At 63.6% G+C, this 23,805-nt stretch carries 19 protein-coding genes; 4 read left to right on the forward strand and 15 right to left on the reverse strand.

The window, feature by feature from the left end; translation table 11 throughout:
* Positions 1–92: 92 nt before the first annotated feature.
* The 5 genes from A5781_RS02430 to A5781_RS02450 all read right to left on the reverse strand — a co-directional run bounded on the left by A5781_RS02430 (position 93) and on the right by A5781_RS02450 (position 6,055).
* On the reverse strand, positions 93–1,124 hold the full coding sequence (locus A5781_RS02430) for a sulfotransferase family protein (RefSeq protein ID WP_369817667.1): 1,032 nt from the start codon (positions 1,122–1,124) through the stop codon (positions 93–95).
* Positions 1,125–1,386: 262 nt separating this feature from the next.
* Positions 1,387–2,499 (reverse strand): glycosyltransferase family 1 protein, encoded by a 1,113-nt coding sequence (locus tag A5781_RS02435; protein ID WP_067200637.1) that lies wholly within the window; start codon positions 2,497–2,499, stop codon positions 1,387–1,389.
* Complete coding sequence (locus A5781_RS02440) at positions 2,496–3,461, reverse strand: GDP-mannose 4,6-dehydratase (RefSeq protein WP_082939189.1); 966 nt, start codon at positions 3,459–3,461, stop codon at positions 2,496–2,498. The genes A5781_RS02435 and A5781_RS02440 overlap by 4 nt, the downstream gene beginning before the upstream one ends.
* A gap of 135 nt (positions 3,462–3,596) precedes the next feature.
* Positions 3,597–4,583 carry a class I SAM-dependent methyltransferase gene (locus A5781_RS02445; RefSeq protein ID WP_231990565.1) on the reverse strand — a complete coding sequence of 329 codons (987 nt, stop codon included), beginning with the start codon at positions 4,581–4,583 and terminating at the stop codon, positions 3,597–3,599.
* A 365-nt stretch (positions 4,584–4,948) separates the two neighbouring features.
* A complete protein-coding gene (locus A5781_RS02450; protein ID WP_067200645.1) occupies positions 4,949–6,055 on the reverse strand; it encodes a glycosyltransferase family 1 protein in 1,107 nt (368 codons plus the stop codon).
* Between the two features lie 207 nt (positions 6,056–6,262).
* Here A5781_RS02450 and gmd point away from each other — a divergent pair, with 207 nt between their 5' ends.
* Positions 6,263–7,285: a GDP-mannose 4,6-dehydratase gene (gmd, locus tag A5781_RS02455; RefSeq protein ID WP_067200648.1), complete on the forward strand. Its 1,023-nt coding sequence runs from the start codon at positions 6,263–6,265 to the stop codon at positions 7,283–7,285.
* A 487-nt stretch (positions 7,286–7,772) separates the two neighbouring features.
* On the opposite strand, the gene A5781_RS02460 is transcribed toward gmd, so the two are convergent.
* From A5781_RS02460 to mutA, 9 genes are all read right to left on the reverse strand, one after another.
* A complete protein-coding gene (locus A5781_RS02460) occupies positions 7,773–8,564 on the reverse strand; it encodes an ABC transporter permease (protein ID WP_231990566.1) in 792 nt (263 codons plus the stop codon).
* Positions 8,564–9,304 carry an ABC transporter permease gene (locus A5781_RS02465; RefSeq protein WP_067200651.1) on the reverse strand — a complete coding sequence of 247 codons (741 nt, stop codon included), beginning with the start codon at positions 9,302–9,304 and terminating at the stop codon, positions 8,564–8,566. The genes A5781_RS02460 and A5781_RS02465 overlap by 1 nt, the downstream gene beginning before the upstream one ends.
* Complete coding sequence (locus A5781_RS02470) at positions 9,301–10,248, reverse strand: daunorubicin/doxorubicin resistance ABC transporter ATP-binding protein DrrA (protein ID WP_067200653.1); 948 nt, start codon at positions 10,246–10,248, stop codon at positions 9,301–9,303. Before A5781_RS02470 ends, A5781_RS02465 begins: the two co-directional genes overlap by 4 nt.
* Before the next feature lie 207 nt (positions 10,249–10,455).
* The gene (locus A5781_RS24740; protein ID WP_082939190.1) at positions 10,456–12,186 is read right to left on the reverse strand and encodes a glycosyltransferase family 2 protein; all 1,731 of its coding nucleotides are present in this window, start codon (positions 12,184–12,186) and stop codon (positions 10,456–10,458) included.
* A gap of 213 nt (positions 12,187–12,399) precedes the next feature.
* Positions 12,400–13,677, reverse strand: a complete 1,278-nt coding sequence (locus A5781_RS02480) for a glycosyltransferase (protein WP_082939191.1) — start codon at positions 13,675–13,677, stop codon at positions 12,400–12,402.
* 287 nt (positions 13,678–13,964) lie between these two features.
* Complete coding sequence (locus tag A5781_RS02485) at positions 13,965–15,251, reverse strand: serine hydrolase domain-containing protein (protein ID WP_067200662.1); 1,287 nt, start codon at positions 15,249–15,251, stop codon at positions 13,965–13,967.
* Positions 15,252–15,313: 62 nt separating this feature from the next.
* Positions 15,314–16,303 carry a methylmalonyl Co-A mutase-associated GTPase MeaB gene (gene meaB, locus A5781_RS02490; RefSeq protein ID WP_067200665.1) on the reverse strand — a complete coding sequence of 330 codons (990 nt, stop codon included), beginning with the start codon at positions 16,301–16,303 and terminating at the stop codon, positions 15,314–15,316.
* On the reverse strand, positions 16,304–18,556 hold the full coding sequence (gene scpA / locus A5781_RS02495; RefSeq protein ID WP_067200668.1) for a methylmalonyl-CoA mutase: 2,253 nt from the start codon (positions 18,554–18,556) through the stop codon (positions 16,304–16,306).
* 5 nt (positions 18,557–18,561) lie between these two features.
* Entirely contained in the window at positions 18,562–20,439 is a 1,878-nt protein-coding gene (mutA, locus tag A5781_RS02500) for a methylmalonyl-CoA mutase small subunit (RefSeq protein ID WP_067200671.1), read from the reverse strand.
* Positions 20,440–20,608: 169 nt separating this feature from the next.
* On the opposite strand from mutA, the gene A5781_RS02505 reads away from it, so the two are divergent.
* From A5781_RS02505 to A5781_RS25415, 3 genes are all read left to right on the forward strand, one after another.
* Positions 20,609–21,376 carry a TVP38/TMEM64 family protein gene (locus tag A5781_RS02505; RefSeq protein WP_067200674.1) on the forward strand — a complete coding sequence of 256 codons (768 nt, stop codon included), beginning with the start codon at positions 20,609–20,611 and terminating at the stop codon, positions 21,374–21,376.
* Positions 21,377–21,512: 136 nt separating this feature from the next.
* A complete protein-coding gene (locus A5781_RS02510; RefSeq protein WP_067200677.1) occupies positions 21,513–22,304 on the forward strand; it encodes a trypsin-like serine protease in 792 nt (263 codons plus the stop codon).
* Between the two features lie 130 nt (positions 22,305–22,434).
* The gene (locus tag A5781_RS25415) at positions 22,435–22,674 is read left to right on the forward strand and encodes a hypothetical protein (RefSeq protein ID WP_156624313.1); all 240 of its coding nucleotides are present in this window, start codon (positions 22,435–22,437) and stop codon (positions 22,672–22,674) included.
* A 32-nt stretch (positions 22,675–22,706) separates the two neighbouring features.
* Here the strand turns inward: A5781_RS25415 and A5781_RS02515 are convergent.
* Positions 22,707–23,805 (reverse strand): cell wall metabolism sensor histidine kinase WalK (locus tag A5781_RS02515; RefSeq protein WP_067200693.1); only part of this gene is annotated, 1,099 nt, incomplete at its 5' end.

A 23,805-nucleotide genomic window follows, 5' to 3' on the forward strand; every position in this document is an offset into this window, starting at 1 on the left:
TAACACCCTTCCGTCGCACCAGGTGCGATCCGCGCACGACCGAGATCTGAGCGGAACCAAAGCTGCTGCGGGACAACGTGAAAGACAGATCGCTAAGCCCATGTGCCTTTTCGCCGGTGAGCCATCGCCACGAGCTCCATCAGCGGTTTCATGACGGCCGGCCGGAAAATTCGCGCGCGCACACCGCCGGAAAGTTTGCGATAATCCTCGTAGGCAGACCGGATATCACGCTCGCTCGCGCGATAGGACTCGAAAATACGATCCAGCATCCCCTCGTCAGGACATTCGTCCCGCGCGGCCACGCACAGCGCATCGTAAACCGCGGATATCCAGCGTGTGCCGAAACGGTCTGTCACCGGCCCGCGGTTCCTCTGGCGACGAAGATCAGGTGTGAGGAACTCATCGATCGCGTCCTCTTGTTGTGTATTGAGATCGATTGGCAAAGCTGCGGAAATCCGCTTAATCTCCTTGCGCCAGTCGTCGAGCAGGTTGGTGTACTCAACGAACACACGTGGCAAGCCACGGGTGTGTCGCTCGGCCAGCAGGCTGTATTTCAGCCATAAAGTACTTGACAGCTCCGGCGCGATTTTCCATGAAGCCGCGACCGACGAGATCACCTCTTCCGGGTGGCGCACCGTAATCACGGCCGCAATGTCAAATCCGGCCAGACTCGAAGCCTCAAACCACAATTTCGACAGCGTCGTAATCCTGGGATCTTTGACAACCACGAAGGGTGCGGCTGGCAGTGTGTTGAGATACGCCGTGATCTCGGCGACGCAGGCGGCCTTCTCCTCGGGGTCGAGGGCGCCGTCCTCCTGCAAGCGCAGGGACGGGTCGAACCAGGCGCTGCCGTGGCGGCGCAGGATCGCTTCGTTTATGCCGACGGCTTTGCGCGGCTCCCAGTGGCCACGTGGATTGCCGGCGTCGGCGCCCAACATGCCGGCCGGGAGCGTGCCACCGCACAACGAGAGAACGCGCGTAATTGCCGAGGTTCCGGACCGTTGTGTCCCCAACACAAACAGAACCACTGGACGGGTGCCACTCCGAGAGTGAGCGGCATTATTGGTAATCCCCACGGTGTCGACGACGCTTTCGGTAGGTCTGTCGTGCCGGGCAAAAGTCATACGAACGAAGCCTCTCAGGTCTCAAGCGGTTAGGCCGCGATGCTATCGCAGCATGGTATTGATTGCCGGGTACTGCGGGATTCGCGCAGCTCATTGTCTATTGCGCCCCGCTGGCCTGACCCGTCCACCAGCAAGCCCAGGATTGCGATACGACGGCGCCTACGGCTGCAATCGTGAACAGGGCAAGCCGCAGACTGCTGAGCTGCGCACCTCCAGCCAGCCCCGGCCTCGCGGGGATTGCGAGAGACCGGGTGTAGTGGTTTTAGATAATTTCCCGGTAGATTTGTGCGGTCTCCGCCGCGCACTTGTCCCAAGAAAACGCAGCGATCCGTGCGTATCCACGCGCCCGCAAGTCTGCCTGCAACTGCTCCCCCGTGGCGACACGTTCCAAAGCCACACGCAGATCCTCGGCGCTGTCCGGATCGAAATAGACACCCGCGTCCCCGACTACTTCTGGAATCGAGCCCGCATTGCTGCACACGACAGGGCAGCCATGACTCATGGCCTCGAGCGGGGGAAGCCCAAACCCCTCATACTTAGACGGAAAGATGAATGCGGAAGCCGCCTGATACCACGCCGCCAGCTCCCGATCAGACCCGGACTCAAAGCGCACCCGCTCACCGATACCCAACCGCCGGATCTCTCTCTGCTCACCAGGCAACAACGGATGCCCACCAAAAGCTACCAGCTCAAACTCCCGCAATATCGGCGAGCTGCTGTACGCCTGCAGCAGCGTGCTGAAGTTCTTGTATCCCAGACGATTTCCCACATACAGCAGCGAGGGCCTGCCCGGGCGGAAATCGGCCTTCGTGACGTTCGGTTCCGCTGTCATCGAATATCCAAGGTGCACAACGCTCGTACGCCCCGGATCGATGTCGAAAAGACGTATAAGGTCGCGACGCGTGTTTTCCGAGATGCAGATTATGTGGTCGGCCCGATCGACAGCGGCGCGCTTCGCAGCACTCCATTGTTGGGCGTTGGGGAACTCTTCCGGGAACAACTCGTAGATCATGTCGTAGACAGTCACCACGCGGCCCTGGGCCTTACCGACAGGCTTGAAGGCGTAGTAGGTCTCGTGCACGATATCCGGGTGGACTCCCCGCCATGCCAGCGGTGCAACATACTGATTCGCAAGCCAGAGACTTGAAACAAAACCCGGAAGACGCGCCAACGTGTAGGGCAGATGTGTGCCACGCGTGAACCCGCGGGCAGAGTCAACCGCCAGATAGTTGTTGATATGCAATGGAGCGACGACGCAAACTTCCGATACGCCCTGCGCAGGCAGGCGGCTAGCCAGCTCGAAGATATAACGCGGACCGCCGCCATATCCATATCGTTCCAGCATGAAGATGTGGTGATCAAATGCAACTTTCATAGCCGTTGGCCCCCCGTCAGCTCAGTCTTTACCATTGCCTTCACGACGTCGTTCATCCGGTAGGTCGGCGACCAACCGAGGACCTCGCGCGCCCTGGAAGCATCGCCCAAGCTCTGAGTGAGATCTGACGGTCGCTTCAGCGCTTCGGAAACATCCGTATGCTCACGCCAATCGAGGCCAACCTGCCGGAAGACACTTTCCGTAAAGTCCTCGAGGGTGTGGCTCTCGCCCGTCGCGATAACGAAGTCCGAACCGCTGTTTTGTTGCAGGGCGCGCCACATCGCGTCTACGTATTCGGGTGCCCATCCCCAATCTCGTTTAATACGAATATCGCCCAGCGTAAGACGCGCGCGCTCGCCCTTGGCGATGCGGACTGCCGCCGCCACGATCTTCTTTGTCACGAAACGCTCTGGCCGCAAAGGGGATTCATGGTTGAACAATATCCCGGTGCTCGCGTGCAGGCCATACACATCCCGGTAGTTAGCGACGAGCCAATATGCCGCCGCCTTCGCCACTGCGTACGGGCTAGCGGGGTGGAACGGAGTCTCCTCGGTTGCCGCGCAACCCTCGGTATCTCCGAAGCACTCACCCGAGCCAGCGCTGAAAAAACGCATAGGCTTTTCGAGGAAACGTATCGCTTCGAGCAGAGTACTTGTACCTACGGCAATACTTTCAAATGTTTCCACCGGCTGCTCGAACGAGAGGCCGACAGAGGATTGTCCGGCCAGGTTGTAAATCTCTTGTGGATCGACCCTGCGCAGGACCGTCATTACGCTTCGAAAATCGTTGGCCGCCATAGTCTCGAGCCGCACGCGGTCGCCGATCCCGAGCCGCGTCAAATTAGGGTGTCCGCCAACATTGGCGACGCGTGATGTACCGAAAACCTCGTAACCTTTGCCGAGCAGCAGCCGTGCCAGGTAGGCGCCGTCCTGCCCAGTTATACCGTAGATGAGCGCTCTCATGTCCTCGCTTCTACCCAGCTTTGGCAAGTTTCAGCGAACGTGACCGCATGCTCTTGGACCACTTTCCTTCGAGAGCACCGGCCGATTTTGTTGCGCTATCACGCTGATTTTCACCGTTTGCCCCACGCCGCCTCCTTACTTGGCACGCAAGACGAACCCGACTTGGTCACCACGGCCCTCCCGGTTGAGCTGCTCTGCGCGCTTCTCCCAATCCCAGAGTTGCTTCCATCCGAACGTCTGACGGATTTTCGGGTCGGTCAATGCCACATCACGCCGATAAGCTTCGCTCGCCATGAATTGGAAGCCAGCCGAATCATCGAAGGTCTTTTCTACTCGTAATCCGGCTCTATCGGCGGCGAGAGCCATCCCTCGCCGCGAGGGTATAACGATATGCCGCGGCGGATCGATCCCTACCCAGTTTTCCCTATAAATAGCCCAGGCTTCGGACGAAGGCGTCGGCAAGCGAACCAAGCAACTGCCTCCAGGCGCGAGCTTCTCGTGTGCGGCTTCAAGCGTCGCGACCGGGTCGGGCACATGTTCGAGCGAATGATTGAACATAATGAGGTCGAAGTCGCCGCTCATTTCGCTTAAGTATCGCTTCATCAACGGCACACCGCGAGGCGTTTCAGCATCGGCCTCAATGAAAGGATCTGCGCCGTACAAACTTTTGAATCCGACGGTGGCCAGCCGGTCAAGCAGAGCACCACCGCCACAACCCACGTCTAAAATTCGTGCATCGCGTTCAAGCCCAAGCTGACCGAGCATTCTGACGGCGTTGACAGCATCTCCGATGACGTAAGGAGTAATATTTTCGGACACGAGCGCGACTATTAGCGCGCCGACCAGCCGACCACCAGTATGCAACGTAAATCGGTCATGCTGCATCGTCATCCATCGAGATAACCTCGGTTTCGGTGGAACTTTGTAGGTGCAGTAATCTGATGGATAATGACGCATAAGCTCTTCGCCCTCGAGGATATCCAGGATCTGTAATGTATCGCATACGGCACAGCTATAATATTCGAACGACTCGCGCGTTCCGTAATACATCTCGCGAACTACAATAGGTTGATGGGGGCCCGTCGATCTGCACAGTCGGCACTCTTTGGTAATCCTTTTCAACTGGCCCTCCTTTAAAAAAAATTTGCACGAGGAGTCTCTAGATCTAATCGCCGCTTTCTAATTTCGTCTCCGGATGCATGACCCGTGTCTCCGGGACAGCTCCTCCGCAGGCGCACGTCGACCCGCTTGACACCTTCCACGATCGTGCGGCCAGCGTGGCTCGCAAGCCGATGCGGATTGTAAGGCGACCGATGGGCACGTCGTGGGTCACGTTGCACCGTGTCGGCCATCAAGCCAGCAATCCGGATCGGAAGTCAGCCGTTCGAAACAATCTACAGAGACTTCGGAATAGCTTGCCATATGCACATCAATTTTGTATCCGCATGCGGACGGTCGCCTCGGCACGCGGCCCAGTTGACCTACAGTCATACGATTTCGCGGTAGATTTGTGCGGTCTCCGCCGCGCACTTGTCCCAAGAAAACGCAGCGATCCGTGCGTATCCACGCGCCCGCAAGTCTGCCTGCAACTGCTCCCCCGTGGCGACACGTTCCAAAGCCACACGCAGATCCTCGGCGCTGTCCGGATCGAAATAGACACCCGCGTCCCCGACTACTTCTGGAATCGAGCCCGCATTGCTGCACACGACAGGGCAGCCATGACTCATGGCCTCGAGCGGGGGAAGCCCAAACCCCTCATACTTAGACGGAAAGATGAATGCGGAAGCCGCCTGATACCACGCCGCCAGCTCCCGATCAGACCCGGACTCAAAGCGCACCCGCTCACCGATACCCAACCGCCGGATCTCTCTCTGCTCACCAGGCAACAACGGATGCCCACCAAAAGCTACCAGCTCAAACTCCCGCAATATCGGCGAGCTGCTGTACGCCTGCAGCAGCGTGCTGAAGTTCTTGTATCCCAGACGATTTCCCACATACAGCAGCGAGGGCCTGCCCGGGCGGAAATCGGCCTTCGTGACGTTCGGTTCCGCTGTCATCGAATATCCAAGGTGCACAACGCTCGTACGCCCCGGATCGATGTCGAAAAGACGTATAAGGTCGCGACGCGTGTTTTCCGAGATGCAGATTATGTGGTCGGCCCGATCGACAGCGGCGCGCTTCGCAGCGCTCCACCGTCGGGCAGCGGGTAGCTCCTTCGGAAATAACTCGTGATGCATATCGTAGACAGTCACCACGCGGCGCCGGCCCCTACCAATGGGCTTCATAGCAAAGTAGGTCTCGTGCACGATATCCGGGTGGACTCCGCGCCATGCCAGCGGCGCGGCATACCGGTCCGCAAGCCCCACAGCACCCGGAACTACACCCGCAAGGAGCGCAGGATAGGACACATACTTCCCACGCGTGAACCCGCGGGCAGAGTCATCTGCAAGAAAGCCGTTGACATGCAAAGGCGCGACGACTGAAACCTGCGACACGCCATAAGCAGTCAGCCGGCCTGCCAATTCGAAGAAATAACGAGAAATGCCGCCATACCGCTGAAGCGAAAAGATTGCGTGGTCAAATGCCACCTTCACGGGTACCCGGCCTGATGAGATGTGCCCAGCATGATCAGATGCGTTCTGCCGCAAACTAGCACGCCTGTTGTTCAGCCCCTTCTTGCCTCGCCAACTACCATGAAGAGATGCGATGCCCCGCCATGCTACACAACGAGGAGTAGACGCCGCGATGATTCGACACCAGAAAGTTGCTGACGAGCAAGCACTGACCGGAGCAGGAATTCAGTGAAGCGAGCGTTCATAACAGGAATAACAGGACAGGACGGCTCCTACCTCGCCGAACTGCTGCTCAGCAAGGGATATGAGGTCCACGGGCTCGTCCGTCGAACATCGACGTTCAACAGGCGACGAATCGATCACCTCTATGTCGATCGACACCAGCCAGACGCACGATTGTTCTTACACTACGGCGACCTGCTGGACGGAACGCGCCTGGTCACGTTGCTGAGCACCATCGAACCGGATGAGGTGTACAACCTCGCGGCACAGTCACACGTGCGCGTAAGCTTTGACGAACCCGTACACACCGGCGACCTCACGGGCATGGGATCGATGCGCCTGCTTGAAGCCGTTCGGCTTTCCAGGGTGCAGTGCCGGTTCTATCAGGCGTCCTCGTCCGAGATGTTCGGCGCCTCGCCACCACCCCAAAACGAGCAGACCCCATTTTATCCGCGCTCGCCGTACGGCGCAGCAAAGGTATATTCTTACTGGGCGACGCGCAACTACCGAGAAGCATATGGTTTGTTTGCCGTGAACGGCATCTTGTTTAATCACGAATCGCCCAGGCGCGGTGAAACTTTCGTTACTCGAAAGATTACACGAGCCGTGGCGCGTATCAAGGCCGGCATGGAGTCGAACATCTACATGGGCAACCTCGACGCGGTCCGCGACTGGGGTTACGCGCCCGAATACGTAGAAGGGATGTGGCGGATGTTGCAGGCTCCTGAGCCCCAGGACTTCGTTCTCGCGACTGGGCGGGGTTACAGCGTGCGCGAGTTCGCCCAGACCGCCTTTGAACATGCCGGACTCGACTGGCAGAAGCACGTCAAATTCGACGACCGCTATCTACGCCCCACTGAGGTGGATTCGCTGATAGGGGATGCGAGCAAGGCCGCCGAAACACTCGGGTGGAAGGCCTCTGTACACACCGCCGAACTCGCGCGGATCATGGTGGACGCCGACATCGCTGCATTGGAATGCGACGGCACACCATGGATTGACAAGCCGACATTCCACGGTTGGGGCTAAACAACTGGATGGACTACCGTGTCGGCGCCCTTGACACCCCCGGATGGCCAGAAGAGATGAAAGACGGGTAGTTGCGATGCATCCATGCGTCCTCGACCGCGAGGTATACACGCTTACCGCGCATTCGATCGAGCTCCCCTAGCCGCCTTTCGTCTGCTTAGTTATTTCCAAGTTCACAGGCCGTCGTAACTTATCCGGGAAAATGAAAGTACGGGCGATGCGCTTGTGCGCCGATGGCCGGTGTGTCGCAGAAATACCGCCGGCTGCCCTTTTGTATGGATTCGAGATCTCATTGATGAAAAAAATGTTTCCGCGTGAGAAGCAGTGGCCGCGTCGTTGGCGCTTAGCGGATGGAAGGTACGCGGAAACGGGATCCTAGTGGTCTCGCACACGACATTTCTGCTACATCCGCTCGTGCGCTACATCGGTCGTGTCTCTGCGCCACTTAGGCGATTCTGCGCGAAGAGTGCGGTGGTAAGTAGACAGCTTAACCGTCGGACTCGGCGGCGCTCCGGTAGCCGCGGACGGCGATCGGGATGAACACCGCGAACAGCACGAGCGCCCAAAAAAGAGTTAGCGCCAGGGGCCACAATAGCGGACCACCGTGGGCCAGTCCCCACATCGCCTCAATGGGTGCCGACATCGGTTGCATGCGAACGAATGGCCGAAGCCAGTCAGGGTAGAGCATGATCGGAGTGGTACCAGGGTTGAGGAACGCCAGCGCAACGGTCCCGGCCGCCAGCCAGGTCATGAGGGCGACGCCATTGGTGCGGATGGCGAACGCCATTACCAACGCCGTGAACGCGACCACCACGATCGGGGGGATCAGGACGTACACCAGTACGGTGGCCCAGCCGTGCGTGAAACGCAGTCCCATCGCAACTCCGAGAGCGGTGATCAAGACAGTTCCCAGCAGAGCGCGCACGGCCTCGGCAGTCAATCGTCCGGTGAGCGCGCTTGCCCGGTGTACCGGCAGCACCCACATCCGGCTCAGCAGCCCCGAATCGCGCTCCATCGCGATGCCGAGCGAAGTGCTGAGGGCGCCGAAAACCCCGGACAGTACCGCACACACCGGAACCAGGCCGTAAACACTCTCGACGCCGGTGAGCTTGTGCACCCGCTCGTCAAGCACCGCCACGTAGACGAGTAAGAGGCAGACAGGGACGATCAGGGAGCCCACCAGCACAGCACGCTCACGGCGCCACTCGGTGAGGAGTCGACCAGCCTGCACCCAGCTCTGGATCAGCAGCGAGCCTTGCGTCGGGGCCTGGTGTACCACTAGGTCCGCCTCTGCAGCCGCAGCGTGATCGCGCCGAAGACCAGCACCATCCCCCCACACCAACCCAGGCTGGCCGCCAAATTGCCAAGCGCCACATGCCCGGAGCCTAAGCCCCGCAGCGTTTCCGCGACTAGTGACAGCGGCTGGTTACGTACGTAGGGGCGCAACCACTCGGGGAAGGTGTTCTCGGGCGCGATCCCGGTGGACAGCATGAAAAGCAACAGTTGGGGGACAAACAGTACGTGGCTGGTCCCTTGGGGGCTGCTGGTACTCGAACCAAGCGCGTCTGCGGCGAGTGCCACGGCTAGGCCCAGCAGCAACGCGATTGCGACAAAGGCCAGCGCGTACCCCAGTCCGCCGGTAATTCGGAACCCGAATGCGTAGCCGGCGGCGATCGCCACCGCCAATGCCAGCGCGGCACGGACCAGGGTCGCCACCATTCGGGCACTCACCGGAACTGCCGCGGCGATCGGCAGCGTCCGCAACCGCTCCCCCATCCCATGCAGGTGATCGCGTGCAGCACGGTCCGCGGTCAGCATCGCTACCAAGACCACTGCCTGAATGGCGACCGCGGGGACCAGGTACTGCGAATAGCTGACGTGTCCGGTGTCGACCAGGCCGTGCAGCGCCAGGGAAAAGCCGACCAGATATCCGACGGGTGAGAAGATTTCGAACACCAGCCCGCCGTCTCGCGCAGCGGCTAGCAGCGCGCGCTCGGTAAGGGCGCCCAGGGCGGTCATGGTCGGGCAACGGTCCGCTCGGTGAGGTACAGGAATGCCTCGTCGAGCGAAGGTTTGCGCAGCGAGATGTCGATAAGTTCGATGCCGAGTGCATCGACTCGCCGGAACACCTCACCCAGCGTGGCCACCCCGTCGGGGGCGCGCACCGACACGAAGTTCATGCCGGAGTCGATGTCGATCCCTTCGAGGCCGGACAGCGCCGCCGCAACCGTTGGCAGGTCAGCCGGATTGGCCGGGGTCACCTGGCAATAGCTGGCGCCCACCCTGCGCTTGAGGTCCTCGGCCGTACCGCTCGCGATGACCAAACCGTGGTCGATGACCACGATCGAGTCGCTCAGCACGTCGGCCTCTTCCAGGTACTGCGTGGTCAGCAGTACGGTGACGCCCTGCAGGGCCAGCGAGCCCACCAGCGACCACATGGAACGGCGGCTACGTGGGTCGAGCCCGGTGGTCGGCTCATCGAGGAAAAGCACTTTCGGAAGCACCACCAGGGCGCTGGCGAGGTCGACGCGCCGCCACATCCCGCCGGAGTAGGTGGATACCCGCCGATCGGCTGCCTCGACGAGGTCGAACTGTTCGAGAAGCTCGTCGGCGCGAGCCTTTGCCTGCTGGCGAGGCAGGCCCCGCAGTCGGCCAAACAGCACCAGGTTCTCCCGCCCCGTGAGTAAGGGGTCCATCCCGGTGAACTGGCCCGCCATCCCGATGCTGGCACGCACTCGGCCGGCCTGGCGAACGACGTCGTATCCACTGACGAAGGCACGGCCCGAAGTGGGGCGGATCAAGGTGGACAGGATGTTGATGGTGGTCGTCTTTCCCGCGCCATTGTGGCCAAGCAGGCCGCAGACGGTCCCGGCCGGAACTGAGAAGCTCACGCCGTTGAGCGCCGGCGTGTTTCCCCCAAATGTCTTCGTGAGGCCGACAACCTCGATCGCCAGTGGGCTCACCGCCCGAGTATTTCATGGTCGGTGTACGGATGTTGCCGTATGGCCCGTTGACGACGTATCGCGGATGGGGACGCCTTCGTCTGCGTCGCCACGCCGGGGGCTGAGCGTCCAAAGATCCGCTGCATTCCAACTACCCTACAAGAATCACTGCGCCTCAACGCATTTCGGGCCAGAAGTGACCAGCTGATTGTCAACTGCAGAAGTCGATCAACGGAAAGCCCGGGCAATGACTGCTCGCATCAATTTGTTCGCCATCGCCACGACGCGGGAATCTCGGTGTGCCGACAACGTGGCTTCGGTCTCGGTAAGCGGGTGAGCGATCACGGCCGGCCACTGCTTCTTCTGATTGATCGATGGTGGCTCAAGCTCCATGAGGCGCTTACGCGCGGCTGTGGCGTCCGTGCTGTCTCGCGCGAGCACCACGAGACCTGCGCGAAGCCACGGCAAAGTGGAAAGAGACCGCAGCGCCAACGACTCGAAATAGAGGGGGTACCAGCCAGCTGAGGCAAACAAGTCCAGCATGTCTGGAAGCGTTTCGTCAGACTCAAGCTGTGTGTCCGCCGTACGTGAAAGCACTATCCGGTCCCGCGCATGCCGCGTAATGTTTTCGACTACCGTGCAATCGAACTTCGCAGCTTTATGGTTCAGCCCCGCGCAAATCACGAGATCGAACGTTTGCTTTAGGTCCAGCGGTTTTCCCAGATCGGCCTCTACGTATTCGTCAACTTCGAGGTACTTTGGCCTGGTCTCGACACAGTCGACTCCTTTTATCCGGCTGGCGCCATGAAAAGCGAAGTACTTAAGGTACACCCCGGACGTACTACCGACCTGCAGTACTGATCTGGGACAATGGCGCTCTGCGAGATAGCGGAAAGGCGGCAGGTCAATATATGGTTCGGCATCCCGGCGGTTAATCCGGTTCGTGAATAGCCATCTTCGATGCCGTTGCGGCCGCTTTTTGCGGTCCGAATCATGCAAGAATTGAACGTCTGAGGCGAGGCCAGAAAGATGCGCCTCAGGGTTAAAGATTCTGTCGATCGACCTCACAACTTTTTGTAGTGACGTGGTAGTGGTCGCCGGGCGCGTAGTCAAACATGCATAAGCTGGCAGAACAGGGTCGCGGACGACGTCACGCGGCCACTCGAAGTCGGATTTTGATAGCTGCGCATATTTGAGAGCTTCTAGCGTCAAGTCTTGGGTGGTGAAGGCGGGGCCACGAATGATGCGGTCGTAGACTACTTTCCAATGGATACCATGAGCGACGTCCAGCCGATATCGATTCCGCTCTAAATTGGCGATCCACCCGACCAATATCTTGCTGGTGAACTGCTCGACGCTTCGCACCGGAAAGTGAGCAATAGTCACATCACGCAGCTTCACTTTGCGCAAAGGCAAACCTGCGTAACTGACCCCGTGGTTGCCCTGCTTGACGCTGAGTTTCATATCGAGTTTGGGCTTAGTGACGATTATTGGCTTATACCAAGGTTGCTCAACCGCCCGCCGATGAGTAATGCTCCGTAACGGATCCGATACGTTACCTTCGGGCCCCGTTGGCGCAGGTATATAGGTGCGCCAAGAGTACTGCGCCTGGGTACCCGGACGCAGAGCCCGCAATTGGGTATATAGCGTTTCCCGCGACGGCGCTACAATAAACTCGTCAGCATCTAGCAAGAACACGAACCGCGGCCCAAATATTGGCACTACCTTTCGGTACACGGCGGTTACGATTTCCGCTTGAAAATGACCTACCACCGGATCGTCGAATACGACGATCGGAAGTCCTTCTCGTTGTAATTGTACGAGAATCCCACGAGTGTCATCGACCGAATCATTGTCGATGATGACCAACAAATCCATCAAGCTCAGGTTGTGCCGAACAAATGCTTCGATGACATCGGCTTCATTTTTTACCATCGCTATGCCCAGCGCTTCAATCATGCGTGCAACCTACTCACGTTCACATCTCGTCAAGATAAAGCGGAGAATCCGATGTTTCGGTGGCGAGCAGGCCGAATCGTGGCGGCCTTTCATGTTCGAAGAGCAATATAACGGCTGCCTCGCTCTCGTTGGCCTGAGGGGGCGGTCTGGCGCCGATGGCATTGACTCCGGAGGGTACGGCGGCGACGACCATCGCGCAGCGCTCCGCTCCGGTCAGACAAGACGCTTCACACGGGCGAACTCTTCCACAAGATCGGCGGCGCGGGCGACGCTTTTGGTGGGTTCGGTCATGCGAGAGGCGAAATCACGAGCGCGGGCGGCGTATTCGGGTGCCAGGATCCGGCGCAGGTCCTGGACCAGCGATTCAGAAGTAGTGGCCGCGAACCGGCGTGCGGTCCCTACCTTCAACCGTCTCACCGCCGCTGCCCAAAAAGGCTGATCGCCCGACGTCCACCAGATCAACGACGGGACTCCCGCGCGGAGACCGGCGTGTGTGGTACCCGAGCCGCCGTGATGAACGACGGCACGGCAAGCAGGGAAGATCCTGCCGTAATTTGCCATGCCTATCACTTTGACATGTTCGAATTGCGGTGCGCCGCTGGTGAAGTCACGCCCGCCGGTACAAACCAACGCCCGCTCGCCCAGTTGCGCACAGGCGACTCCGATCATTTCCAGGGTGGTGGCCGGTGATTCGGCCGCGATGGTCCCCAGGGCGAAGCAGATCGGCGGTTTTCCGGAAGCAATCCACGATGCGACCTCATCGTCGTCCTCCGTGGTTAGCCCCATTGTCAGGGAGCCTACAAAGGGACGCCGCGGGCCCCATCTTCCCCATTCGGCCTCCAAGTCTGGAAAGAACGCCTTGTCGTAGGCCTGGATTTCCAGCGATCCCCTTTCCACGATCCGCCTCGCCGCAAAACGCTTTGCGGCGGGTAAGCCCAGTTCACGGCGCTGCGCGTTCTCAGCGCTCTTGTTCATGCGCCAACAAAACCAGTCGTGCACGGTCATTGCTGAACGAAGCAAAGATGGTGGCACGCGATCGAAAAGCTGGCCGTTGGGGCGTATAGGAAAGTAGTGCAGCGTGGCGAACGGGATGTCGTTTGCCTCCGCGACGCTGATCGCTAGATCCTGATAAAGCAGACCACTGCACAGCAGATCGGCCCCTTCGGCCAGCGAAGCCAGCGTCTCGCTCATTTCCCGCCAAGCCCGAAGGCAGGGCTCCCAAAGCTCGCGCACCAGCCTGATCGGCTCCCTGATCGTCCAGAGACTTCGGAGCAGGTTCGGCCAGAAGCCGCGAAGGAATTCCTCGTCCCAAAAAACCTGCAGCTCGGGACCGTAGGCATAGGCCGCAAGCCCGGCCTCTTTCGCGAAATCAACGAAGTTGGGCGGGACGGCCATACAAACCTCGTGCCCTCGACGCACCAATTCTCTGCCGAGAGCAACGGAAGGCTCGATATCTCCACGACTCCCATAGCTCGCCAGCACCAGCTTCATTCGGTGACCACTACCGACTTGTGGCTCTGCGCGCATCGTTGATTCACTCATGCACGGCGCCATCAGTTCGTGGTCTGTGCGACGGAAAAGCCGTCCAGTTTTCGCCACTACTTCTGTCGCAGCGCATAACCTCCCCTTACTGGCCATAGGGCACCGACATCTAACTTTCCGTCATCTGCGAAAGCCGACGCAAGGGGGTTTCAAGAATTCGAGGCGATTGGTGCTCGCAGCACAGGATTGGTCATCGTGACGGCGGCGGCCATCCGGCACATCCGCACACAATCCCCTTAGCCGGCGACGGCTCCCGGCTCGAAGAACGGCGCGCCGTACTCGGTCACCGGCTGGAAGCCGCGCTTGCGCGCCTTCTCGGCGGCCTTGCGAATCAGGGCGTAGATGCCGACGAACGCCGCGTGATCGGTCATCACGAACGGCGTCAACAGCCGGTTGTGCACCAGCGAGAAGGCCACACCGCTCGCCGGGTCGGTCCAGCCGAGCGAGCCACCCAGCCCGACATGGCCGAAGCCGGGCATCACGTTCCCGATGGGCAAGCTGTGGTAACCCAGGTGGAACGCGAGCGGCATGAACAGGTTTCGGTCCGGGCGCAGGCTCCGCCGACCGGTCAGGCCGGCTACGAGCTCCCGAGACAGGAACCGGATGCCGTCGACCTCGCCGCCGTTGGCGATGGCTCCGTACATGCGTGCCAGCCCACGGGCCGTCACCACCCCGTTGGCCGCCGGGATCTCCGCATCCAGCAAGGGGGTGTCGCCCTGGACCGCCGCGACCATGCCCGGGAAGTACATGGACCGGAACCCGCCGGACAGCTCGTTGGCCACCTTGCGGGTCACGAAGCTGAGGACCGGGTTCCGCACGAGGTTCTGCGGCGCGACGACCTGGGCGACCTGAGTCGGCGCGCCAGCCGGCGGGCGACCCAGATACAACCCGTCGGTGCCCAGCGGCTCGGCGAGCTCTTCGCGGATCAGCGCTCGCATCCCTTTTCCGGTCACGCCCCGGGCGAGGCCGGACATCAGCCAGCCGAAGGTCAGCGCGTGATAGGCCGACTTGCCCAGCAGCCGTCCCGGCGCCGCCGCGGCCAGCCGTTCCTCCATCACGACGTGGTCGAGCAGGTCTTCGGTGCTGGCGCCGCGCAGGCCGGACAGGCCGGCAGCGTGCCTCATCACGTCGCGCACGGTGAGGTTCGCCTTGCCGTTGGCCGCGAACGCCGGCCAGTACTCGGCGACGGGCGCGTCGTAGTCGATCAGCCCCCGGTCGGCGAGCCGGTGAATGACGGTGGCCGCCATGCCTTTTGTCGCCGAGAACACCATCGGCGCGCTGTCGGCCGACCACGACGTGTGGCCACCCCGATCGGACCACCCGGTCCAGACGTCGACGACCGGCTGGCCGTCCAGATACACCGCCAGCGCGCCGCCGCCGAAGCGGCGGGCGGGAAACATGCTGGAAAAACTGCGAACGACGCATCCAAAGTGTGAGTCCGCCGCGCCGGACACACGGTGACCTGCGTCAAGGTCATCGTGGACAGGGACCGCGCGGCGATCGACTCGGGTTTCCACCGTCACATTTTTGAATTTACTTGGATTTCACACCTTCCCGGAGCGAAATCGGATTGTTTATCTATCCGTTATTCTGACGCGGCCGTTAATATTTGCTCGGCCGCCAGCGCGGGGGTCAACTCCCCGGCCTTGACCTGACGTTCGATGTCGGCGCGCATCTTGCGCACCTTCGGGTTGGACAGCACCCGATCCAAGACGGTGTCGCGCACCATCTGCCACGTCCAGTCGACCTGCTGGGCGCGCCGGCGCGCCTCGAACTCGCCGGCCTCGGTGAGCACCTGACGATGACGTTCGATGGTGTCCCACAATTCCTGCAGGCCGGTCCCCTCCGTCGCGCTCATCGTGAGGACCGGTGGCCGCCAGAGTGTTTCACGGGGATGTATCAGCCTGATCGCCGAGGACAGCTCGCGGGCGGCCATCCGCGCCTCCGCGAGGTGCTCCCCGTCGGCCTTGTTCACCACCACGATGTCGGCGAGCTCCAGCGCGCCCTTCTTGATGCCCTGCAACTGATCGCCACTGCGCGCCAGGGTCAGCAGGACGAAGGTGTCGACCATGTTGGCCACCGTCACCTCGGACTGACCGACGCCGACGGTCTCGATGATGATCACGTCGAAACCGGCGGCCTCCAACAACACCACCGTCTCGCGGGTGGCCTTTGCTACGCCGCCCAGAGTGCCCGACGTCGGCGACGGGCGGATGTACGCATCCGGGTGCACCGCCAGGCGGGCCATCCGCGTTTTGTCGCCGAGGATCGATCCACCGCTGCGGGTCGACGACGGGTCGACGGCCAGCACCGCCACCCGGTGGCCTTGCTCGATCAGATGCATGCCGAGGGCCTCGATGGTGGTGGACTTCCCCACTCCGGGGGTCCCGGTGATGCCGATGCGGTGCGCGTCGCCCGAGTCCGGCGTCAGCGCGAGCAGCAGCTTCTGCGCCTTCTCGTGATGGTCGGCGCGGGTGGATTCCAGCAGCGTGATGGCCCGCGGCAGCGCCGCGCGGTCGCCGCCGCGAACGGCGTCGGCCAGCTCGTCGACGGTGTCGCTCTTGCGGGCTGCCATCTAGTCGAGCGTGTAACCCAGTCGCTCGGCAAGCTTGTGCAGCAAGCCGATCGCGGCCTCGGCGATCACCGTCCCGGGCGGGAAGATGGCGGCGGCCCCGGCCTCGTAGAGCTCGTCGAAGTCACCGGGCGGGATCACCCCGCCGACCACGATCATGATGTCGGGCCGCCCCACCTCGGCGAGCGCGTCGCGAAGCGCCGGCACCAGCGTCAGGTGACCGGCGGCCAGCGACGAAACGCCGACGACGTGCACGTCGTTGTCGGCGGCCTGCCGGGCCACCTCCTCGGGCGTGGAGAACAGCGAGCCTACGTCGACGTCGAAGCCGAGGTCCGCGAATGCCGTCGCGATCACCTTCTGGCCGCGGTCGTGACCGTCCTGACCCATCTTGGCCACCAGAATCCTGGGCCGGCGGCCGTCGGCCTCGGCGAACTTCTCGACTAGTTCGGTGGCGGTTGCGATGTTCTGGGCCTTTCCGGCTTCGTCCCGGTAGACGCCGGCGATGGTGCGGATCTCCGCCTGGTGCCGGCCGTATACCTTTTCCAGCGCGTCGGAGATCTCGCCGACCGTGGCTTTGGCCCGGGCGGCGTTGATCGCCAGCGCCAGCAGATTATTACCCAACCCGTCCTCGCCGGCGCGACCATGCGCGGCGGCGGCCCGGGACAGGTCGGCGAGCGCGGCCTCGACGGCGGACTGGTCGCGGCCCGCCCGCAGCTCTTTGAGTTTGGCCAGCTGCTCGGCGCGCACGCGGCTGTTCTCGACCTTGAGGACTTCGACCTCTTGGTCCTCTTCGACCTGATACTTGTTGACGCCGATCACCGGCTGGATTCCGGAGTCGATCCGCGCCTGGGTCCGCGCGGCGGCCTCCTCGATGCGCAGCTTCGGGATCCCCTCGTTGATGGCCTGGGCCATGCCGCCGTGCTCGGCCACCTCGGCGATGTGCGCCCGGGCCCGCTGCGCGAGCTGGTGGGTCAGCCACTCCACGTAATACGAGCCACCCCACGGGTCGATGGGCCGCGTGGTGCCCGACTCCTGCTGCAGCAGCAGCTGGGTGTTGCGCGCGATCCGAGCGGAGAAGTCCGTGGGCAGCGCCAGCGCCTCGTCCAGGGCGTTGGTGTGCAGCGACTGGGTGTGCCCCTGGGTCGCGGCCATCGCCTCGATGCAGGTGCGCGCGACGTTGTTGAAGGCGTCCTGCGCGGTCAGCGACCAGCCGGAGGTCTGCGAATGTGTGCGCAGCGACAGCGATTTGGGGTTCTTCGGATTGAACTGGGCCACCAGCTCGCTCCACAGCAGCCGGCCCGCGCGCAGCTTGGCGACCTCCATGAAGAAGTTCATTCCGATGCCCCAGAAGAATGACAGCCGCGGCGCGAACTTGTCGATGTCCAGGTCGGCGTCCAGGCCCGCCTTGATGTAGTCGACACCGTCGGCCAGCGTGTAGGCCAGCTCCAAATCGGCTGTGGCGCCGGCCTCTTGGATGTGATAGCCGGAGATCGAGATGGAGTTGAACTTCGGCATCTTCGCGCTGGTGTAGCCGAAGATGTCGGAGATGATGCGCATCGACGGCTTGGGCGGATAGATGTAGGTGTTGCGCACCATGAATTCTTTGAGGATGTCGTTCTGGATGGTGCCGGCCAGCTTCTCCGGCGGCACCCCCTGCTCCTCAGCGGCCACCACGTAGAGCGCCAGGATCGGCAGCACGGCGCCGTTCATCGTCATCGACACCGACACCGACGACAGGTCGATGCCGTCGAAAAGCTGACGCATGTCGAGGATGGAATCGATTGCCACGCCGGCCATTCCGACGTCGCCCTGGACACGGGGATGGTCGGAGTCGTAGCCGCGGTGGGTGGCCAGGTCGAAGGCCACCGACAGGCCCTTCTGGCCGGCCGCCAGGTTGCGGCGGTAGAACGCATTCGACTCCGCCGCGGTGGAGAACCCGGCGTACTGGCGGATGGTCCACGGCTGGTTGACGTACATCGTGGGGTACGGGCCGCGCAAGAAGGGCGGTTCGCCGGGAAAGCTGTTCAGCGGGTAACCGCCGGCCACCGCGGCGGCCCGGTCGGCGCCGATGTACACCGGTTTGACGGCGATGTCTTCGGGCGTGTGCCACTCGAGCTGATCGGGCGTGTACCAGTGCGCCGCCGCGGCGGCCGCGACGTGCTTTTCCACGGCGGCTTCGGTGGGCGGCGGCAGCGGGCGTTCGCCGTTCAGCGGGACGTCGGCGAAGTTACCGATCACGGGTGCGGTTGTGGTCATTGCGGTTACGCTCCCAGTCGAGTGAGCAGGTTCGAAAGGGCCTCGACCGCATTGATTTTCGCGGTCAGGAATTCGTCGGGCCGGTGCTCGGCGTCGCCCATGGCCTTCTCGGGTCCAGCCAGGTACACCCTCGACACACCGGCGGTTCGGGCCGCCTCGACGATCGCGGCGGCCTCGTCCTGGTAGCGCTTATCGGTACCGCAGATGACTGCCGCGCTCGGCGATCCCGCGTCGGCGACCGCCTTCGCGACACCGGCAGCGTCGACCGTGCCGGGGTTAACGGCTTCGATGCCGCCCGATGCCAGCAGGTTAGCGGCGTAAGTGGCCCGGATGTTGTGCTCTGCCAGCGGGCCCAACGGAAGCAACAGCGCCTGCGGGCGCGCGCCGGTGCGGGCCAGAAAGGCGTCGGAACGATCGCGCAACGCCTCGAATGCGGCGGCGTACCGCTGCAGGTTGCCGGCAGCCAGTGGCGAACCCGACGAATCATCATGCGGCAGAGCGGGTTCGGTGAGATTCGGGAACTCGTTGACACCGGTGATCGCGGTGCGGCGGTGCGCGATGTCGTCGGCGCGTCGGGCGGCGACCTCGGCGATCTGGTCGGCGACGTACTCGCGGGCCTCGACGAACCCGCCGCGCGCCTCGATGGCCTGGAAGTGCTCCCAGGCCTGCTCCGCGAGCCGGGCGGTGAGGTCCTCGACGAACCACGAACCGCCGGCGGGGTCGAGCACCCGGCCGACGTGCGACTCCTCTAAGAGCAGCAGCTGGGTGTTGCGGGCGATCCGGCGCGCGAAGCTTCTCGCCGTGCCGGGGAAGCCGCCCGGGATCGCCACGTCGAACGGGAGCACCAGCACGGTGTCGGCGCCGCCGACGCCCGCACCGAAGGCGGCCAGCGTGCAGCGCAGCATGTTCACCCACGGGTCGCGTTGGGTCATCATCGGCAGCGACGTTTCGGCGTGCACCGTGACGGCGCCGCCGTCGGGGTCACCGACGACCTCCGCGACCCGCGCCCACAGGTGGCGCACGGCCCGCATCTTGGCGAGCGTCACGAACTGGTCGTCATCGGCGGCCAGCCGGAAACTGATCTGCCGCAACGCCTCCCCGACCGACATGCCCGACTCGGTGAGCGTCCGGAGATAGGCCACCCCGGCGGCCACGGTGCCGGCCAGCTCCCACGTCGCGTTGGCGCCCAGGTTGTGGAAGGCGGGCCCGTCGACGGTGATCGCACGCACGCCGCGCTCCCGGGCCGAGTGCTTGGCGACCGCGACGACCTCGTCCACCGCGGGCACGGGACGATCGCTCAGTGCGGCGGTGAAGGGGTCGCCACCCAGGTCGATCGAGAGTATTTCGCGCTGGTCTGGTTCGACGCCGGCCGCCAACGCCAACATGACGTCGGCTGCGGCGGAGTAGTCCGCGCCCGCGTCGACGATGACCGGCGCCATGCTCAGGTGCACGCCCTGCAGGGCGTCCGCGAGCTGGTCGACCGTCACGCCGGATTCGCCCACCCGCAGCACCAGCGCGCTGGCCCCGTTGCCAAGTGCCTCGAGCACCGCCGAGTTGACGTCCTGGGCCGCGACCCCGGCGACGCGATCGGCGGGGAACGCCTCGGCCACCTTCCAGCCGGACTTGACGTCGCGCAGCGCATCGGCGCCCCGCACGAAAGGCCACTCGCCGGGCAACGGCGGTTCCGGCAGCTCGTCCAGCGCCGTGTACAGCGCCCGGACGGCGATGCCGTCATAGGTCGGGGTTTCCAGCAGCCGCTCGGGCTGGTCGCCGAGCTCCTCGGGGTCCTTCCGGGTGCTTTTCGATAGCACGCCGGCGACCGCACTGCGCCAACGCCCGCGAACCTGTTCTAGTTCGGCGAGGTCGGGTACATCAATGGACACCGATTGCTCCCTTTTTTGCCAGCAAATGGGGCCTGCGACTTACTAATGAGGCTAATTGATCGAGCCTGTCGGCTGAAAACCGCGCGGCGTGACCAGCGAGGCCGGCCGGTGATGAAACGCCAGCCTCGGGAAACGAGTTATTCATCTGCGCCCCGTAACCTTTACAAGCGTGACGGCTTCCGCCACCTGCAGAATCAACCGGACGCTGCGCGACCTCGGCGGCGCGCTGGGCGCGGCCGCGCGTCTGCTGTCGCGGCCCCGGGCGATTGCCACAGTGGTCGGTATCACACTGTTGATCGCGGCCGCCTCATGGCTGCCAGTGCCCACCCCGGTGCAGATGCGCGATTGGGCGGAGTCGGTCGGGCCCTGGTTCCCGTTGGCGTTTCTCGCCGCGCACATCGTGGCCACCGTGGTGCCGGTTCCGCGGACGGCGTTCACCCTGGCCGCCGGGCTGCTGTTCGGCCCGTTGACGGGTGTGGCGATCGCGGTGGTTGCCAGCACCGCGAGCGCGGTGATCGCGATGCTGCTGGTGCGCGCGGCCGGCTGGCGGCTGAACCGCCTGGTTCGCCATCGATCGATCGACACGGTGGACGAGCGCTTGCGGCAACGGGGCTGGCTGGCCATCTTGTCGCTGCGCCTGATCCCCGCCGTGCCGTTTTCAGCGATCAACTACGCCGCCGGTGCGTCGACGGTGCGCGTCCTGCCGTACACGCTGGCCACGCTCGGCGGCCTGCTGCCCGGCACCGCCGCCGTGGTGATCCTTGGCGACGCCCTCGCCGGTCACCCCAGCTCGCTGCTGTACCTGGTGTCGCTGTGCACGGCGACCCTGGGTCTGGCGGGCTTGGTGATCGAGATCCGCCACTACCGCCGGCACCATCGCCGCGCGCACAGTTCCGTCGGAGACCGGCCCTCCCCCGAGCCGGCCGCCATCAGCTGATCTCTCGCAACGAATCTGACTAATCGCCCCGGCCGCCCTGGCCGAAGCTGGCAAGCTGGGACGCAGAACTGCCGGCATCGCGCTCAAAGGGGGGCTGTTGGCCGGAACCCAAGCGTCGTACCCGCCGCGGTCCAGGATGCATTCCGCGTTGTTGGTCATCGCGTCGCTCTTCTGCGCCACCGCCTTCATCACCGCCGTCTACACGCTGTCGAGGAACACCGGCCCGGCCCACGAACCCGCCCCGCCGCCGCTCCTGTCGCCGATCGATCTGCCCGCGTCGACTGCCGTCGGCCCCGGTGCCGGCATTTACGTGCAGTACGCCGATGGGTCGGGCGGAATGGGCTGCACCGCTGGGTTTTTGGTGCGCACCAGCACCGGTCAGGCAGGTGTCCTCACCGCCGGCCACTGCAACCGCTCCGGCGGGGCCAGCAAGGTGACGATGAACTTCGCCGGCATCCTCCCCTACGCGACGCTTGGCACGTTCAGCCAGACGGTCAGCGAGGGAGTCCACAGCGAACAGCACGACATCGGGCTCATCGTGCTCAACGGCGACACCATTCCCCAGAACCCGGCCGTCGGGGCCTCCTTGCCGGTCTCCGGCGTCGCCACCGACCTGCAGCCCGGCCAGGAACTGTGCAAATTCGGCATGGGCTCGGGCGAAGCCACCTGCGGTCCGATCACGGAAGTCACCGGCAGCAAGGTCGTGTTCATGGCGCCCGGCCAGTGCGGCGATTCCGGTGGCCCCGTCTATCTCAATGAAAGCGACGGCACCGTTCGCGCCGTTGGCATCCTGATTCGCGGGGGCGACCCCTCCGGGCCCAAGCGCGGGTGTTTGGCCCCGGCGAAGTTCTCGGTCGCCGAACTGATCCAGCCGTGGCTGGACAATTGGCGTCTCACCGCCGTGACCGCGGCGGCCGCGTCCGGCTGACGCTTCGCGCGCGCGTCTTCAGGTTTGCTTCAGGCTGACTTTCTACCGTCGCGGCACCGATGTGGTGCGCGTAGCGCATTTGCGCACCCAACGGGGTGAATGACGCCGACAGCAAGGAGAGATGGAGCGAGTGAAGATCAAACAACTCATCGCTGGTTCGCTGCTCGCAGGCGCCTTCGGGGCGGCCGCGGCCGGCTTCGGGGTCGCGGTGGCGAGTGCAGATCCGCCGCCGCCACCGCCGCCGGGGCAGCCGGGACTGCCGCATCCGGGGGGACCGTTCGGCGGGCCGCCGGGGCCGGGTGGACCGGTCGGGCCGCCGCCACCACCGGGGCCGGGCGACCCTTTCCGGCCACCGCCGCCGGGATTCTGACGCCGGGCTGGCCGCACGGAGTGGTGGCCGCCTCACCCGGGGCGGTCACCACTCACCTGCGCTACCGGCAGGGTGAGCCGGAATTCGGCACCGCCGTCGTACGGCAAACACACCAGCTCGCCGCCGTGGGCGCGGGCCAGCGCTCGGGCGATCGGCAGGCCCAGCCCGGCGCCGCCGTGGTCGCGGGCGCGCCCGGCGTCCAGCCGCACCAGGCGCTCGAAGATTCGCTCCCGCTCGTCGTCGGGAATGCCGGGCCCGCTGTCGGTGACGGTCACCTCCGCCGCGCCCTCGTGCATGCGGACGTCGATCGTGATGGCGCCTCGCGGCGGGGTGTAACGACGGGCGTTGTCGAGCAGATTGGACAGGATCTGCGCGAGCCGGGTGGGGTCCGCGTTGACATTCAGCTCGGCCAGACCCGTGCGACGGACGGCGAGTTGCGGCGCCAGCATGGCGGCTCGGTCGGCCTCGGCATCCGCGATCGCGGCCAGGTCGACGTCATGGGTGTCCAACGGCAGCCCGGCGTCGATGCGACTCAGATCAAGCATGTCCGAGACGAGCCGGCTGGCGCGGCGAGCGTCCGAAAGCAGCAGGCTGGCCCGGCGATATTGAGCGCCTGCCCCGTCGTCGCCTTGCTGCTGGGAGGCGCTGTTGGCGAGCTGCTCGGCGGCGACCTGAATCCCGGCGATCGGGGTGCGCAGCTCGTGGGCGGCGTCCACCAGGAAACGCCGGGTGGCCGTCTCGGCGCGCTGGGCCGCGTCGGCGGCCCGCTGCGCCCGGTGCTCGGAGGTCTCCAAAGCGTCCAGCATTCCATCGAAAGCGATTGCGGCGCGGCCTAATTCGGTATCTGCGCGGTCGGGGCGCAGCCGCCGCCCGCGATCACCCGTCCTGATGTCGTTGGCCAGCGCGGTCAGCCGGTCCAGCGGGCGCAGCGCCACCCGGCTGACCGCCACCAACAACAGCGCGGCGACAACCAGGGTTGCCACGCCCGCCCCGATCATCAGCAGTCGCAGCTGGTGCGTCACCTGTGTGGTTTGGGTGGTGTCGGCGACGAGGATCACCCGGGCGCCATCCGGCAGCGGACGCACCAGGGCCGTCGCGGTGGCGTCCGGCGGGGGTCTCTTATACACATCT

Source organism: Mycobacterium sp. 852002-30065_SCH5024008 (assembly GCF_001665645.1).
Classification (GTDB): Bacteria; Actinomycetota; Actinomycetes; order Mycobacteriales; family Mycobacteriaceae; genus Mycobacterium; species Mycobacterium paraffinicum.